This is a genomic window from Microbacterium stercoris (assembly GCF_017592545.1).
In the GTDB taxonomy this organism is placed as follows: Bacteria; Actinomycetota; Actinomycetes; order Actinomycetales; family Microbacteriaceae; genus Microbacterium; species Microbacterium stercoris.
Window position 1 is genome coordinate 32,663 of the sequence record NZ_JAGFOA010000005.1, and the last position, 16,363, is coordinate 49,025.

The 16,363-nt window shown below is 68.7% G+C and carries 11 protein-coding genes and 1 tRNA gene; 6 read left to right on the forward strand and 6 right to left on the reverse strand.

The genetic code is table 11. From position 1 onward, the window contains the following. Positions 1-135 precede the first annotated feature (135 nt). A complete protein-coding gene (locus J5V96_RS12520; RefSeq protein WP_208500021.1) occupies positions 136-1,569 on the reverse strand; it encodes a zinc-dependent metalloprotease in 1,434 nt (477 codons plus the stop codon). Positions 1,570-1,703: 134 nt separating this feature from the next. Between J5V96_RS12520 and J5V96_RS12525 the strand changes: the two genes are divergently transcribed. From J5V96_RS12525 to J5V96_RS12535, 3 genes are all read left to right on the forward strand, one after another. Continuing rightward, positions 1,704-2,837 (forward strand): YlbL family protein, encoded by a 1,134-nt coding sequence (locus J5V96_RS12525; RefSeq protein ID WP_307793284.1) that lies wholly within the window; start codon positions 1,704-1,706, stop codon positions 2,835-2,837. Positions 2,838-2,929: 92 nt separating this feature from the next. Beyond that, positions 2,930-5,830: a UPF0182 family membrane protein gene (locus J5V96_RS12530; protein WP_208500022.1), complete on the forward strand. Its 2,901-nt coding sequence runs from the start codon at positions 2,930-2,932 to the stop codon at positions 5,828-5,830. A gap of 163 nt (positions 5,831-5,993) precedes the next feature. Beyond that, positions 5,994-6,067 (forward strand) — tRNA-Met (locus J5V96_RS12535). Between the two features lie 107 nt (positions 6,068-6,174). Here the strand turns inward: J5V96_RS12535 and J5V96_RS12540 are convergent. Then, positions 6,175-6,402, reverse strand: a complete 228-nt coding sequence (locus J5V96_RS12540; RefSeq protein ID WP_208500023.1) for a DUF2283 domain-containing protein — start codon at positions 6,400-6,402, stop codon at positions 6,175-6,177. 148 nt (positions 6,403-6,550) lie between these two features. Here J5V96_RS12540 and J5V96_RS12545 point away from each other — a divergent pair, with 148 nt between their 5' ends. Continuing rightward, positions 6,551-7,420 carry a S41 family peptidase gene (locus J5V96_RS12545; RefSeq protein WP_208500024.1) on the forward strand — a complete coding sequence of 290 codons (870 nt, stop codon included), beginning with the start codon at positions 6,551-6,553 and terminating at the stop codon, positions 7,418-7,420. Positions 7,421-7,508: 88 nt separating this feature from the next. Here J5V96_RS12545 and J5V96_RS12550 read toward each other — a convergent pair whose 3' ends face one another. Both J5V96_RS12550 and J5V96_RS12555 read right to left on the reverse strand, forming a co-directional pair. Continuing rightward, positions 7,509-9,647: an alpha/beta hydrolase-fold protein gene (locus J5V96_RS12550; protein WP_208500025.1), complete on the reverse strand. Its 2,139-nt coding sequence runs from the start codon at positions 9,645-9,647 to the stop codon at positions 7,509-7,511. Between the two features lie 7 nt (positions 9,648-9,654). Further along, positions 9,655-10,989, reverse strand: coding sequence for an alpha/beta fold hydrolase (locus tag J5V96_RS12555; RefSeq protein ID WP_208500026.1), 1,335 nt, complete (start codon positions 10,987-10,989; stop codon positions 9,655-9,657). Between the two features lie 200 nt (positions 10,990-11,189). On the opposite strand from J5V96_RS12555, the gene J5V96_RS12560 reads away from it, so the two are divergent. Together J5V96_RS12560 and J5V96_RS12565 are read left to right on the forward strand one after the other, a co-directional pair. Further along, entirely contained in the window at positions 11,190-12,224 is a 1,035-nt protein-coding gene (locus J5V96_RS12560; protein ID WP_307793512.1) for a LacI family DNA-binding transcriptional regulator, read from the forward strand. A gap of 215 nt (positions 12,225-12,439) precedes the next feature. Beyond that, positions 12,440-14,650: an alpha/beta hydrolase-fold protein gene (locus J5V96_RS12565; RefSeq protein WP_208500028.1), complete on the forward strand. Its 2,211-nt coding sequence runs from the start codon at positions 12,440-12,442 to the stop codon at positions 14,648-14,650. A 105-nt stretch (positions 14,651-14,755) separates the two neighbouring features. On the opposite strand, the gene J5V96_RS12570 is transcribed toward J5V96_RS12565, so the two are convergent. Beyond that, on the reverse strand, positions 14,756-15,250 hold the full coding sequence (locus J5V96_RS12570; protein ID WP_208500029.1) for a hypothetical protein: 495 nt from the start codon (positions 15,248-15,250) through the stop codon (positions 14,756-14,758). Continuing rightward, a complete protein-coding gene (locus tag J5V96_RS12575; protein WP_208500030.1) occupies positions 15,247-16,338 on the reverse strand; it encodes an AI-2E family transporter in 1,092 nt (363 codons plus the stop codon). Before J5V96_RS12575 ends, J5V96_RS12570 begins: the two co-directional genes overlap by 4 nt. Positions 16,339-16,363: the final 25 nt, after the last annotated feature.

Below are 16,363 nucleotides of genomic sequence, written 5' to 3' on the forward strand. Positions count from 1 at the left end.
CGCCACAGCGGCGGATGTGCGGGGTCGAGACGGAGACGGGCCATGGAACCCATCGTGCGAGATCCGTGGCGGCCGCGGCAGGCTCTCCACAGGACCGGCGCGCGCGGCCCCGTGCTCCGGCCCTGTGGACGAGCCTCAGACGGGCTTCGGACCCTCGGGGCCGTCGTCCTCCGGCGCTTCGCCCTGGGCGTCCGGGTCGTCGTTCAGCCCCTCGTCGTTCAGCCCCTCGGCGAGCAGACGCTCGAGCGCATCGTCCATCTCGTCGCGCTGCGGCGCCTCGCCGCGGGCGGTGGCTTCGAGCCGCGCGATCAGGCGCGAGGGATCGTCGATGTCCTCGGCCTCGGGCACGAAGTCGGGGGAGTCCCACAGGGCGTCGCGCGCCTCGACGCCGACCGCATCCGTCAACGCACGCCACATCGCCGCGGCCTCGCGCAGACGGCGCGGGCGCAGCTTCAGGCCGACGAGCGCGCTGAGCGCGTCCTCGGCCGGGCCGCCCACCGCGCGTCGGCGGCGGATCGCCTCCGCGATGCGGTCGAGCTGGGGGATGCGCGCGGTCGCGTCCGATGTGACCACGTCGACCCAGCCCTCGATGAGAGCGAGCATGTTCTCGAGACGGGCGAGGGCGAGCTCCTGCGCCTCGGTCTGCTGCGGAAGCAGCGCGCCCGACTCGAGCGCCTGGCGCAGTTCGTCGAGGTCGGACGGATCGACCCGCGACGCCATCTCCTCGAGACGCTCGGTGTCGATGTGCACACCGCGGGCATACTCGGTCACCTGCGAGAGCACGTGCAGTCGCAGCCACTTCGCGTGACGGAACAGGCGGGCGTGCGCCAGCTCGCGCGCGGCGACGTAGAGCGCCAGCTGGTCGTCGGGGATCTCCAGCCCGCGGCCGAGGTCGGCGAAGTTCTGCGGAAGGATCGCGGCCTCGCCTGCGGGCAGGAGCGGGATGCCCACGTCGCCGCCGGAGACCACCTCGAGCGCCAGCCGGCCCACGACCTGGCCGAGCTGGGTGGCGAAGAGCGAGCCGCCCAGGCCTCGCATCATCTGCCCGGCGTTCGCGACGAGGCCCTGCATCTCCTCCGGCACCTGCTGGCTGAGGGCGGACGTGAGCGCGTCGGCCACGCTGGTGGCGACGGGCTCCGCGAGCTCCTGCCAGACCGGCAGCGTCTTCTCCACCCACTCGCCGCGGGTGATCGCGCGGGGAGCCTCTGCGAGGTCGGCGATCGCGGTGGCCTCCGACAGCCAGAGGTCGGCCAGGTGGAACGCCTGATCGAGGTCGGCACGCTGACCGGCCGTCACGCTGAGCCCGTCCTGGTTCGCGATGTGCAGCGCCTGGCGCCGCGTGACATCCCAGTCGATGCCGTTCGCCGGGGCGTTCCGGAAAGCGCTCTGGAGGTTCTGCATCACCTGCGACAGGGTCGCCGGATCCATCGGAACCCCGGTGAGCCGGGCGAGCTGCTCCGGATCCATCCGCGCGAACTGCGCGGGGTCGAACTGGCTTCCCGTGGCGCCGAAGAGCTGGCGCATCAGCTCCTGGAACTCGTCCTCGGGGGAGCGATCGTCATCTGCCACGTCAGCCGCCTTTCAGCCGGTCACACGGTTGGGATCTACGCTAGTCTCACCCGTCTCGGCCCGTCCCGGCCGCACCTCGAGCGGTCTTACGCCGCCCGCGAACGACGAGTCCGCCCGGTCCAGAGGGAGATCACGTGACGCTGTTCCAGGACGCGCCGAGCGCTTCGGCGCGTCGACGCCGGTCGCGCCCCGAGGAGCGCCGGCTGCTCATCGGCATGTGGTCGATCGTCGCGGCGCTTCTGGTGCTCGTCGCACTGACGTTCCTTCCCACGGCGTACGTCATCCAGCGCCCCGGACCCGTCTACGACACCATCGGCACGGCCGAGAACGCCGACGGCGAGGAGCTGCCGCTCATCGCGATCAAGGGCGCCGAGACGTTCGACGACACCGACGGAACCCTGGATCTCACCACCGTGCAGATTGTCGGAAACCGCGAGCGGACGCCGTCCTGGTTCGAGATCGCCGCCGCATGGCTCGACCCGTCGCGCGCCGTGGTGCCGATCGACGTGGTGTTCCCTCAGGGGCAGACCACCGAGCAGCGCGAGGAGCAGAACTCCACGCTGATGGTCGATTCGCAGTCCGAGGCGACCGCTGCGGCGCTGACCGAGCTGGGGCACGACGTCGGGGCGCAGGTGGTCGTCGCAGGCGTCGCGAGCGACGACGCGCCGGCCGCCGGGATCATCGAGGAGGGCGACCGGATCCTCTCCGCCGACGGCGAGGGGATCGATGATGCGTCTCAGCTGAGAGAGATCATCCAGCAGGGTGACGGCGCACCGGTGTCGATCGACCTCGAGCGCGACGGCACGAAGCAGACCGTCGAGGTCACGCCCGTCGAGGCGCAGGCCGACGGTGAGACCGCCTGGCTCATCGGCATCACGTTGACCACCACGTTCGACTTCCCCTTCGATGTGACCATCCAGCTCGACAACGTCGGCGGCCCCAGCGCGGGCATGATGTTCGCACTCGGGATCATCGACGTGCTCACCCCGGGAGCTCTCAACGGCGGCGAGAACGTCGCGGGAACCGGCACGATCACCGCGGACGGCACCGTCGGACCGATCGGCGGCATCCGTCAGAAGCTCTACGGGGCGCGCGACGCCGGCGCCGAGTGGTTCCTCGCTCCGGCCTCCAACTGCAATGAGGTAGCCGGGCACGAGCCCTCGGGTCTGCACGTGTTCGCGGTCGAGACGCTGGATGACGCGCTGGCGGCCCTCGAAGCGATCACCAGTGGAGACACGGCGGACCTGCCGACCTGTGCCTCGTCCTGAGCACCGGATCCGGATCCGGCGGAGTGACGCCCGCCGCGAACAAGGCAGGTCTCGCGGCTGAGGCATAGGCCTCACTGGGTAGGCTCACAAGGGTGACCTCGACCTCCGCGCCCAGGGCCGCCGCGCCGTCCCCGTTCCGACGCATCGTCACGATCTCGCTCGCCGTGATCGCGGCGCTCGTCATCGCCTTCTTCGCGTTCTCGAACCTGTACGCCGAATTCCTCTGGTTCAACCAGCTCGGCTTCGAGAACGTCCTGACGACGCAGTGGCTCGCCCGCAGCGTGATGTTCCTGATCGGCTTCGTCGGCATGGCGGCGCCCGTCTGGCTGGCCATCTTCCTCGCCTACCGCCTGCGCCCCGTGTACGCGCGTCTGAGCTCCCAGCTCGACCGCTACCAGGAGGTCGTCGAGCCGCTTCGCCGCCTGGCGATGTGGGGCATCCCGGTGTTCTTCGGCTTCTTCGCCGGTTTCGCCGCGTCCGCCCAGTGGGAGACCACCGCGCTCTGGCTCAACGGCGGCGCGGCCGGCGAGGTCGACCCCGAGTTCGGTCTCGACGTCGGCTTCTACATGTTCGCGATGCCGTTCTACCAGGCGCTCGCGGGCTTCGCCTCGGCCGTTGTGCTCATCTCGCTGCTGATGACGGCTCTCGTCACCTACCTGTACGGATCCGTCCGGATCGGCGGCGGCGAGCTGCGCATCTCAAAGCCCGCGCGCATCCAGCTCGCGGTCCTGGCCGGCGTGTACCTGCTGATCCAGGCCGGCAGCCTCTGGCTCGACCGCTTCGACACCCTCGTCTCCGAGGGCGAGCGCATCACCGGACCGGCCTTCACCGAGGTCAACGCGGTGATCCCCGGTCAGACGATCCTCGCCGTGGTGGCGGTTCTGGTGGCCGTGCTCTTCTTCATCACGGCGTTCATCGGCCGCTGGCGCTACCCGCTGATCGCGACGGCGCTGCTGATGGTGACGTGGCTCGTGGTGGGCGTCGGGTACCCCTGGGCCATCCAGAACTTCCAGGTGCGCCCCAACGAGCGCACGGTCGAGATGGAGTACTTCCAGCGCAACGTCGACGGCACCCGCGCCGCCTATGGCCTCGACGGCATCGAGAAGACCGACTTCAGCGCCGAGACGGAGGCGGAGGCCGGCCAGCTGCGCAGCGACGCCGACACCACCGCCTCGCTGCGCCTGATGGACCCCGCCATCATCAGCCCGACCGTCCAGCAGCTGCAGCAGTACCGTCCGTACTACAGCTTCGGCGACCGGCTCGATGTCGACCGCTATGAGATCGACGGTCAGACCCAGGACACCGTCACGGCGATCCGCGAGCTCGATCTGAACGAGCTCGACGAGGACGCGCAGACCTGGCAGAACACCACGATGGTCTACACGCACGGCTACGGCCTCGTCGCCGCCAAGGGCAACGAGCGCACCGCCGAGGGTGAGCCGGTGTTCATCGAGGGCTCGATCCCGTCGTCGGGCTTCCTGTCCGCGCTCGAGTACGAACCGCGGGTGTACTTCGGCGAGAAGTCGCCGCCGTACTCGATCGTCGGCGGCCCGGAGGGCACCGATCCGGTCGAGCTCGACTACCCGCGCGGCACCGACGGCAGCGGCGAGACCCGCACCACGTTCGAGGGCGACGGCGGTCCGAACATCGGCTCGTTCTTCAACAAGCTGCTCTACGCGATGAAGTTCCAGTCGGAGCAGATCCTCTTCTCCGACAACGTGAACGAGGAGTCGCAGATCCTCTACGACCGCGACCCGAAGACGCGCGTTCAGAAGGTCGCGCCGTACCTGACGATCGACAGCGACCCGTACCCGAGCGTCGTGAACGGACGCATCGTGTGGATCGTCGACGCCTACACGACCAGCTCCAGCTACCCGTACTCGTCGGGCGTGAGCCTGTCGGAGGCGATCAGCGACGCCACCACGAACCTGCCGAGCCTGCGCATCGACAACATCAACTACATCCGCAACTCGGTCAAGGCCACCGTCGACGCGTACGACGGCAAGGTCACGCTGTACGCGTGGGATGAAGAGGATCCGGTGCTGGAGACCTGGCAGAAGGTCTACCCGTCGACGGTCGAGCCGATCAGCAAGATGTCGGGCGAGCTGATGAGCCACGTGCGCTACCCGACCGATCTGTTCAAGGTGCAGCGCGCCATGCTCGGCGTGTACCACGTCGACACCGCGGGCCAGTTCTACCAGCGCGACAACGCCTGGACCACGCCGAACGACCCGTCCGACGACGCCGTGCTGCAGCCGCCGTACTACCTGTCGATGCGTATGCCGGGCCAGGAGGATCCCACCTTCTCGATGTTCACGACGTTCATCCCGGAGGGTGGAAAGCGCGACGTCCTCACGGGCTACCTCTCGGTCGACTCCGACGCGGGCAACGAGGAGGGCAAGAAGCGGGCCGACTATGGCAAGCTGCGGATGCTCGAGATCTCGGCGGACACGACCGTGCCCGGCCCCGGTCAGGTGCAGAACGCGTTCGACTCGGATGCCGAGATCGCCTCGCAGATGACCCTGCTCAAGGGTGGCAACTCGGACGTGCTGCTCGGCAACCTGCTGACGCTGCCCGTCGGCGGTGGCCTCCTGTATGTGCAGCCGGTGTTCGTGAAGTCGACCGGAGGCACTCAGTACCCGCTGCTGCGCAAGGTGCTTGTGGCCTTCGGCGACCAGCTCGCCTTCGAGGACACGCTCGCCGACGCCCTCGACACCCTGTTCGGCGGCGACTCCGGCGCTCCCACGGGAGACGAGGATGTCACGCCGACGGATCCGGAGGAGCCCACGGATCCCGAGCAGCCGGCTGACCCGGACGAGGGCACCGTGACACCGCCCGCCGAGAGCGATGACATCGCGTCGGCCAAGGCGGCCGTGCAGGACGCCCTGGAGGCGAAGGCCGCGGCCCTGGCGGCCGACGACCAGGTCGCCTACGCCCAGGCCGATAAGGATCTCACAGCGGCGGTCGAGCGACTGCTCGAGCTCACCGAGTGATCCGCTGACGCGGTGAACGCCGAAGGCCCGGTCCGATCCACTCGGACCGGGCCTTTGGCATGTGCGGGGGATCAGGTGAACGGGAGGTGACACGCCCGGGAATCGCCGAAACGGGCCTCGATTGGCCAGGACCGGATCCGTCGGGTAATGTTTTCTCTTGTGCCGCGGGGTGGAGCAGCTCGGTAGCTCGCTGGGCTCATAACCCAGAGGTCGCAGGTTCAAATCCTGTCCCCGCAACAAGAAGAAGGCCCGGATCCGTGAGAAATCAAGGATCCGGGCCTTCTGCCTTTGCGTTGCGAAGGGCCTCCGCTCTAGCCAACCCTCATGCGTGGGGTTCGAGGCACTCAGACGCCCGGCAACGGAGCGCCCTCGAGCACCTCGGGTCGAAACGCGGCCGTCGCACCGAGCACCTCAATGCCCAGCAGCCGGCCTTCCGCATCCACGTCGAGGATGATCTCCCCGCCGGTCGGCGTCGCAATGCCCGAGACCTGGCGCACGGCCTCGCCCTTGCCAGGGCCGGTGCCGATCACGATGTAGGCCGCGTCTGCTTCGGGATCGAACGTGATGCTCATCTTCGCGATGCTATCGCTGGCGGCCGACATCGGCGGCTGGGGCAGGATTGGGGAGTGGGACGGATCGTGAGGCTGCGAGCTTTGGCCGCCGTTATCGCGGCGGCGAGCCTGGCCGCGATGTCCGGGTGTTCCGCACCGCGTTCGCCGTATGGAGTACGGCGCTCTCGCCATTGCCGAACTGGACAAGGGCATACACGCGCAGGGGCCCCAGTGGGAGTCTCAGCGCGCTGCGGCCCTCGACCGGTTTGAGGCCGCGGAGTCTTATGAAGAGCTATACGGGCTGATGTCACAGCTTGCGTCCGGGGCCGGGGGAGAGCATTCGTCGTTCGTGCCGGCTCCCATCGCTGACACCAGCCGCGCCCAGTACGCGCCGGGCGCACGTTTCGCGAAGCCCACGGTCACGTCCAGTCAAGGCGTGACGACGATCGCTCTTCCCGCATTCCTGGGGACGGAGCAAGCGTCCATCGAGGAATATGCCGAGCCGACGATCGAAAGCATCCGAGCGGCGGTTCCGAACACCTCCTGTGGATGGATCCTGGATCTGCGCGCCAACAGAGGGGGCAACGCCTATGCGATGCTCGCCGCGGTGGGGCCCCTTCTCGACGATGGGGACATCGTGGGGATCAGGACCAAGGCCGGTGCGGAGACGTGGTTGCGCAGTGATGATGGAGCTGTCGACAATCCGCTGTACGAGACGATCGAGGCCGGGTTCACGGTCGATGGTCCGGTTGCCGTCCTCACCAGCTCCAGCACGCTGAGCGCAGGTGAGTTCGTCGCGACAGCGTTCCAGGGACAGGCGGACACCACTCGCGTAGGAAAGCCGACAGGTGGCTTCACGACGTCGAACGAGACACTCACGCTCCCGGATGGATCGCTCCTCATCGTGACCACCGGGTGGTACCTCGATCGGACGGGGCGGTTGTACGACGAAGCGCTGATCCCGGACATCGTCGCTCCGTACACGAGCGCGCCCGAGGAAGCGGATGCGTGGCTGCGCGCCACGTGTCGGGATCAGTGACAGGGCCTTCCGCGATGCCGTTCGTGCCGGCCTCGACGTTCCGGGTGCGGTGAGCTGACCCACCGCACCCGGGAACGCCGGCATCAGCTCACGGGAGCTGCACGGTCAGGACGTGCGCGCCCGCTTCCACGCGTTCGATCCGCTCCGTGTCGCCCCGGCGGAGACGGAGTTCGGACTCGCCATCGGTCGTGACGCGCACGGTGACCGCGCCCGTGAGCCCGGCCTCGTCGAGGTCCACGGTGGCGGTGCCGACGTTGACGAGCGCGAGATCGAGCTCCTGGGCCGGCTCCCTCGTGCCGACCGGCTGCCGGACGAGCTGACGCACCTCGGTCTCGTAGTCGCCGTACGTCCGGGTCTCCGAGGTGACGACCGGCTCGTCGAGCACGGTGTCCAGTGCGCCGGAACGCGCCTCGATCCGGCTCCACCGGTCGTCCGCGTCACGCGGCGTGAGTTCGCTCACCCAGTAGGCGTTGTCCATCGTCAGTCCGAGAGAATCGCGCTGCTCGGCCGGATCCCACCGGTATGCGATGCGCGACGGGGTGCGCTCGATCTCTGCGCCGTCGATGTGCTCGGCGAACTCGCGCCATCCCAGCCACTGGAAGTGGCCGTGCGTCGCGCCCTCGTAGTAATGCACGCGGTGGGGCACCGCCGCCGCCTCGAATGCCGCGCCCCAGGACCGCGTGTTTCCCTCCGCGATGTCCTCGGTGCCCGCATCCATGTACACCGCCATGTTGGCGAGGTTCTCGACCCGGAGCGGATCCTGGGCGTCGTCCCGCGCACCGCCGGCTGTCCGGTAGCCCGCCCCGGAGACGATCCCCACACCGGCGAACGCCGCCGGGTAGTTGGTGGCGAATCGCGTCGCTCCGACGCCGCCCATCGAGTGGCCCGCGACGACGGTTTGCGTCCCGTCGAGCGCGTAGGTCTGTGCCGCGCGGTTCCACACCTCCCAGACATCGAGTTCGGCTTCGTTGATGTACCACGTGCCATCGCCTCGCCCGAGCGGTGAGACGCAGACCGAGCCGCGGTCCTCGCACACCGGTCCGAACAGCTCGTCCTCCTGCGCGCCACGGAAGCCGTTATGGTTGCCGCCGCCCCCATGAAGCAGGATCGACACGGGAGCGGGATGCGACGGATCGTAGGTCGACGGAACATAGACGAGGTAGGGCTGCACCCGCCCGTATACGCGCGGATCCGCCGTGGGAGGCTGGCCGAGCGGCTGCCGGACCTCGGGATGAACCCCCGGCCCCAGATCCACCGATGACACAAACCATCTCGTAGAGAACCCCGTTCTGAGCGGCTCGTCCTCGACCTCGCCCCGGGCGATGCGGCGCCAGTCGAGCGGGAGCGCGAAGGGCGTCAGGTCGCCGTCTGCGAGCGCCCGGCTCTGAGCGCCGTTGTTCCAGCTCGTCGCCATGGCGGTTCCCGGAAGCCGCTCGCCCTCCTGCATGTCTGTGCGGAAAGCCGCGTTGTACACACGCATGTCGGATCGCTGCGGTGCGGCGGCGAATCCGAAGCCGCTCTCGTCCGCGACTCCGGTGGCCAGGCGAACGTTCCAGACGCCGTTGATGCGAAGGAGCGATCGCGGGATCTCGGCGACGAAGGACTTCGCCTCCTCGTCGACGGTCAGAGTGGCCCCGAGTCTCGTGAGATCACGCTGCTGGCCCGCGGCCGTCTCCAGCCGTACGCCTCGGGACGACACGATCAGGAAGGCCTCGGAGCCGGGCGAGGTCACACCGGCGTCGCCCGGCCACCTCGACGTGCCCGTCTCCGGATCGGCATCGGTGTCGAGCGCCCACACCGCGATCGGAAGATCGGCGTCGGCGAGCGTGGTGAAGTCCACGCGCCAGGAGGACGACCGGCCCTTCGCTCCCACGCCGGCGCGGAACACATCCGAGCCGTTCGCATGGGCCGCCTCGTCGGCGTAGGTGAGCGACCCGTCGCCCGTGTCGTCGAAGAGCCAGTCGGTCCACAGCAGCGCGCCGTCGTCGTATCGGGCTGTGCCGGATGTGCGGGAGAACGCCTCGGAGAACGTCCAGCCGTCGGCACCAGGCAGCGCCGGCTCGTCGAGGAATGCCGCCGGTGGGGCCGCGGCGGGGATCTCGACGGGCGCTTCGGTCGATGCCGAGGCGGGTCCGGCGGTGATCGCCGTGGCGGCTGCCGTGCATGCGACGGCAGTGATCGCGAGAAGCCGGCGCGTGGTGCTGGTCGTGGCCGTTCGGTGACCCATGGTCGCCTCAGCCCCGGTTGAAGCGGTCGGGGGTGAAGCGGATGAAGCGCGCCTCGCCGAGGTCGAGCGCGGCCGCAGCCCGGTTCAGCTGATGAGCCGACGTGCCTCCGCCCCAGTGGCCCGTGTCGAGGCGCTCGAGAAGGAGCTCGGCGGCGGCGACGGTCTCCGCGGCCGTGAAGTTGCAATGTCCGGCGGAGGCGACGTAGGTCTGGCGCAGCAGCGAGGCATTGCCCGCCTTCTTCACGCGCTGCTCGTACGCGCTCTGCTGGGCGACCGTCGAGATCTGGTCGCCGACGTTGTTGAGCGTGAGCGTCGGCACCGAGATCTCGCCCGTGAACTCGTATGTCGCCGCGAAGCGCTCGACGGCGTCGGGATCGGCCTGGTAGCGCTCCGCGGCGTTGACCGTCGCCAGGTCGGCCTCGAGGCTGAGCCCGGCGCGCTCATACAGGTCGGCGACGACGCGGCGCGCCTCGGGGGAGGCCTTGCGCAGCTGCTCGGCGTAGTCGATCCCGGTGTTCCACGAGGGGAGACCGCCGAACAGCAGCGTGCTGGTGCGTCGGCTGCTCATTGCCTGCCCGATGTAGGGGAGCGGATCGCCGGCGAGGGCGCCGAACCAGGCCTGCTCATACGTGTCGGCGTCCCGCGGGGAGGGATCGGCGATCGTCTGCGACCACGCGGGCAGCTGGCCGATCGCGGCGGCGAGAGCGATGCGCGCCCGTCCTTCGGGGGTGGCCTGCGCGGCGGTGAGGTGACCGATCCACGCCTGCTGCGCCCCGGAAACGTCCGCGGGGATGTCCACAACGGGCAGCGAGCCCTCCGGATCCAGCAGCTCGGACAGTACGAACACCGTGTCGAGCTTCTGATTCCACTGCGAGACGGTGCCGGAGAGACCACCGCATGCGGCGAGCACCCCGTCGATGCGATCGGGGTGCAGTTCACCCGTCGCCGCGGCGACGAAGCCACCCATCGAGCTGCCCATCGTGATCGCCTGCTCGGGCTCGCCCATCTCGGCAGTGAACACGTCGAGGGCCTCGAGCTGGTTCGCGATCGCCCCGCCGATGTTCCATCCCGTGACGTTCCGGGTGGTGCCGCCATACGCGGCGCCCCGGTCGATGAGCGCCTGTTCGGCGTCGCCGATCGGCCCGGCCGCGAAGTCCATGTCGACGAACACGGTGCCGTTCCAGTCGTCCGGGATGACGAAGCGATACGGCGTGCTGTCTGTGAGTGCACCTTCGAGCACCCGCTCGCCCTCGGCTGCCACGGCGGGCGACGCCGAGAAGGCGAGCCCGGTGGCGACCGCAGAGGCGATCGCGGCGTTCCTGATCCGATGCGTAGTCGGCATTGTCTCTCCCTGTGTCAACGACGTTGTTGTGGGACCCGGCCATCCGTGACCGGCCGATCCGACCTTGGCATCATGTCCCAGGAATATCAACCACGTTGATAACATGCCGGCGCGTTGGGGTGCTGCTCCGTCACTGCGCGAGGAGTCGGTAGCGTGGGGAGAACGGCCGACGAGCGAAGGGATCGACTGTGGCGCGCAAGGTGAGTGGGTCGGCGACGATCCGCGATGTCGCTCAGCTTGCTGGCGTGTCGATCAAGACGGTCTCGAACGTGCTCAACGGCTACCGGTATCTGCGCCCGGAGACCAAGGAGCGTGTCGAAGACGCGATCCGCGCGCTGGACTATCACGTCAACGTCTCGGCGCGGAACCTCGGGCGGGGGAGGACCGGGGCTATCGCCCTTGTCGTGCCGGCTCTGCGCAGCGTGTACTTCGCGGAACTGGCGGACGCCGTGATGCAGGAGGCCTCGGCGCGAGGCCTGACGGTCTTCATCGAGCAGACGAACAACGAGCGGGAGCGCGAACTGCGCGTGCTCGACGGCAGCTACCGGTCCCGGTTTGACGGTGTCATCTTCTCGCCGTTGGCTCTGGGACAGGACGACGTCGGTCTGTTCGATGTGAACTTCCCGCTCGTTGTGCTGGGCGAGCGAGTGTTCGACGTCGGAGCGGATCATGTGACGATGAGCAACGTCGCCGGCGCGCGGGCCGCCACGGATCACGTGCTGGATGCGGGCGCGAAGACGGTGGTGCCGTTGGGTCTGAAGGACGACGCATCATCGAGCAGCGGCACTCTCCGCTTCGAAGGACTCCGTCAGGCTCTGGCGGCGCGGGGTCTCGAGGTCGACCCTCGCTCGGTCATCGGGGTGCCCGACTACTTCCACGCCACCGGGGCCGCCACGATGGCGCAGATACTCGACCGCGGGGTGCGTCTGGATGCCGTGGTCGCCTTCACCGACACGTTGGCGCTGGGGGCGATGTCGGTGCTGCAGGATCGAGGGCTCCGGGTCCCGGAGGACGTGCTCGTCATCGGGTTCGACAACATCGAGGAGTCCGGGTACTCCCGCCCCACACTGAGCACCATCGACCCCGGCACCCGTCTGATCGCCCGTCACGCCGTCGCGGCGCTGGAGGAGCGCATCGGCGCCAACGTGGATGGCATCGCGCGCGAGGAGCAGCGCGCTCCCCGTCAGGTCGTCATCGACTTCGAACTGATCCAGCGACAGTCCACCACCCGCTGATCAGGGCCTGCCAGGTGTCGCGCGCCACCGTGGTTGACGGTAGTACACCGGTGTAGTAAACCGGTGTACTGGGAAGCGCAAGGTCAGCTTTCGCTCCTGCTGGGACGGAGTGGTTCCTCCCGGGGCGGACGCGGCAGCGGTCCGATCGATGCGGATCGGGCTGGTCTTCGTCGCGTTCGAAGACGTCATCACTGCAACGAATGGAAGGCTGTTCAATGGCGAACTATCCATCGGCGACCCGGCACCGCGTCACGCGCGGCGTCGGCGCCGCCCTGGCGCTCACGCTGAGCGCCGCGGGCTTGGCTGCAGTGGCGGTTCCCGCCGCTGCGGCAACGGGTTCTGCGGACTCGGATCCGTGGGAGTCGCAGCGCGGGATCTACCACTACTTCACCGTCCCCAAGACGTCGGTGCCTTCGGGCGCCTGCGGCAACTCGACGGGTGCGGGCGCCGAGCTGGCGGGCAACATCGGGCCGTCGGGCACCTGGGCGGCCGTCGGGCTGGACGCGAACGGCTCCAACTGCGTCGCGAACATCGGTCCCATGGAGCCCGGCCTGTACTACTACGAGTACGTGGCGACCAAGGCCGACCGCTCCAAGGTGACCTTCCGGCACCCCGACGCGACCACGCAGATCGCCTCTCACCCCGACTGGAACACGCTCTTCGTGCCCGGACCCGAGGTCGAGTGGATGGATGACGTGGAGACCGGCGGTGGCACGGTGTCAGCGCTGGAGTACGGCGGTGACGAGCCGGCCATGGTGTGGACGCCCCCGGGCTACACCACCAAGACCGCCAAGGCGCATCCGGTGCTCTACCTCCTCGGCGACGAGGGGCAGTCGGTGAGCGAGTGGCTGGAGCTCGGCCGTGCCGCGCAGATCCTCGACAACCTCTCCCTCGAGGGCGACCTTGCGTCGATGGTCGTGGTCATGGCGGATCTGGAGGGCGACGGTTCTCGCGCGGAGCTGATGGACGACCTCATTCCGGCCGTCAAGCAGGGCTACAACGTCTCTCGCAAGGTGAAGGAGACGGGTATCGCCGGAATCGGCGAGGGCGCGGCGCAGGCGATCTCCCTCGCTCTGGACGAGCCGGGCGTCTTCGGCTCGGTCGGCTCCCTCTCGGGTGCGCTTCCCGCGGGCACCGAGGTGACCGCCGCCGAGGCCCGCAAGGTCAACGCCAAGACCGACCTGATGCGCTTCTACGTGGGCAACACCCTCGACCCGGCGTACAACACGACCTACGAGGCGATGCAGACACTCGCCCAGGCCGGTGTCCGGATCGAGTTCGATGGCGTTCACCCCGAGACGGGCGGCGTCTGGGACACGTGGCGGGAGAACCTCCGTGACTTCGCCAGCCGCGCCTTCCAGCCCCACGTCGAGGATCGCGGGATGAGCGAGGGGCACCGAGAGCTCACGCAGCCCTACACGGCGCCGTCCGTCGGCAGCATCACCACCCCGCACATCGATGACAACGGGATGGTCACCTTCGAGACCGGCACCCAGTGGGCCAACGCGAAGGACGTCGTTCTGTGGGGCAACTGGGCCCCGAACGGCCAGTGGTTCCGTATCCCGCTCGCCAAGCAGGGTGACCGCTGGCGCGCCACCATCGGTCCGATCGACGGGTACTACTACTGGCGCTACGAGGTCGACGGAGTCGCCTTCCACGATCCGGCCGACACCAAGAACACGGAGAACATCGAGAGCCAGCTGTTCGTCCCCGGCGGCGTGCGCACGCCGCTGCTCGCCGACCTCCCTGCGGAGAAGACCGGCGACCTCGCCACGCTCAGCTACTCCGGCGCATTCGGGGCCTCGAAGCTGAAGGTGTGGACGCCGGCCGACTACGACGAGAACCGGGCGGAGCCGTATCCGGTGCTGTACCTCTATCACGGCTTCGGACAGAACTACGCGTCGTGGACCGAGGTCGGTCGCGCAGCCCAGGTGCTCGACAACCTCTACGAGCGCGGCGAGCTCGAGCCGATGGTCGTTGTGATGCCCGGTTATCCAGGCGCACCGTCCGACATGTGGAACGACCTCTCCGGCAGCGTTATGCCGCTCGTGGACGGGCAGTACAACGTCTCCGACGAGCCGGCCGAACGTGCGCTCGCGGGTCTGTCGTGGGGTGGCTACCTCACGCACAACACGATGGTGAACCATCCCGGAGAGTTCGCCTACTTCGGTATGTTCTCCCCGCCCTTCGCCCGCGCGGCGGTGAATCCGTCGACGCCGGCCGGTCAGACGGCGATCGCCTCGACCGAGCTCGTCGATCTGTTCGCCGGCGACGTCGACACCGGTGCGGTGAACGCCATCAACAGCATGGAGTCGAACCTCACCACCGCCGGGATCCCCGTCGTCAAGACGGTCATCCCGGGACCGCACGGCTTCGACGTGTGGTGGCAGGGGCTGAGCGACTTCCTCCCTCGCATCTTCAAGTGAGGCAGGCGATCGCTGTCGCGTGACGCGACGAGGCGGCAGGTCGGAGGCTCCGGCTCTGCCGCCTCGCTGTTGCTCCGGTGTGGGCGATGTCACCACGTCCCGAGCTCACCCGTGCGCGGCGAGCTGAAGAACGATGACGATGAGGCCCAGCGCGGCCTCCGCGCCGAGCACAAGCAGCCGCTGCCACCACACCAGCGGCACGCGTCGCGCAGCGAGGTAGCCGATGCCGACCAGCGCAACGAGGAGGGCGACGGCCCCCGCGGTCAAGGCGGTCTCGGTGCGCCAGAGTCCGAGCGCAGCCGCACCCAGGAACGCCAGCGGGAGCACAACGGCGCCGACGGCGCTGAACGTGGTCGCCGTCGCGTGACGCAGCTCGTCTCGTCGGAGCAGCCTCTGATGCACAACAAGATGCGACACCACGTCCGAGGTGAAGACGGCGAACAAGGTGCCGAGCACGGTGACGGAGAGGGTGATGATCGCCTCGAGAGCGGACACGTGCCCGTGCGCGAGGAGAGTCACGGTGACGGCGAGCGCGGCGAACGTCACATAGATGCGCTCCTTGAGTCGATCTGCGCGCAGTTGGCGGTCGTCATCGTTCACGGAGCACCTCTTTCCGGATCGCGCGCCGGACGGGCGCGGCGTGGCGCGGCGTCGACGAAGCCCGCGAGCCACTGAGCAGAAGGGACTCCGTCGATGAAGACGGCTTTGACGAGCAGGCTGAAGGGGATCGCGAGCACGGCGCCGAGCGGCCCGAGCACCCAGGCCCAGAAGATGACCGAGGCCATCGTCACGGTCATCGACATGCCGACCGCGCTGCCGACGAACCTCGCCGGAAGCAGCGAGGTGATGATCGAGTTCAGCACCACGTACACGGCGATCACCAGCAGCATCCCCGGCCAGCCGTGGTCGAGCAGCGCGAGAAGGGCCGGGGGCACCAGGCCGATGATGAACCCGACGTAGGGGATGAAATTGCAGGCCGTGGCGAGCAGTCCCCACAGCAGCGGGTGGGGGATGTCGAGCGCCCACAGGAAGAGGGCGTCGAGGGCGCCGACGATGATCGCGAACACGCCCGTGACCGCGACGTACCGGCGCACGTTCCGCGCGAAGGCGACCAGCGAGGTCGCCAGGCGCGGGTGATCGCGGTCGAGCGCGGCGGCACGTTGCGTCAGCTGAGCCGACTCGATGCCCATGAAGATCAGGAGGCTGTAGAACAGGATCAGGCCCGTACCCACCGAGATGAGCGACGGGATCTGCGCCGTCAGCCACCGCGCCAGCGCGGCGATGTCCACGCTCTCCAGCAGCTCGCGGATCTGGGGGGTGCCGATGCCGAGGTGCGCGAGGGCATCCGTGACCTCGGTCAGGGACGCGAGCGCCGCGGCGCCGTAGGCGGGCAGGATCGTCGCCAGGCGGGCGAGTCCGTAGAGGACGAGCGCCACCAGGGCCGCCAGGATGCCGAAGGCGGCGAGGATCATCGCGGTCAGGGCGAGCGCGCGAGGCGCCCCGCGTTGTGCGAGTCCCGCGTACACGGGATGCACGAGGATGACCATCACCAGAGCGAGGAATGCCGGGGCGATGAGCCAGGCCAGTTCACGCATTCCCAGGATGACGACGAACACCGCGATCAGCCAGAGGGCGACGGCGGGAAGCCCTGCGGCTCGTTGCGGAGCCGGATCCACAGGCGCCGTCATCGGCTGAGAGGGCCGGCGCAGCCCG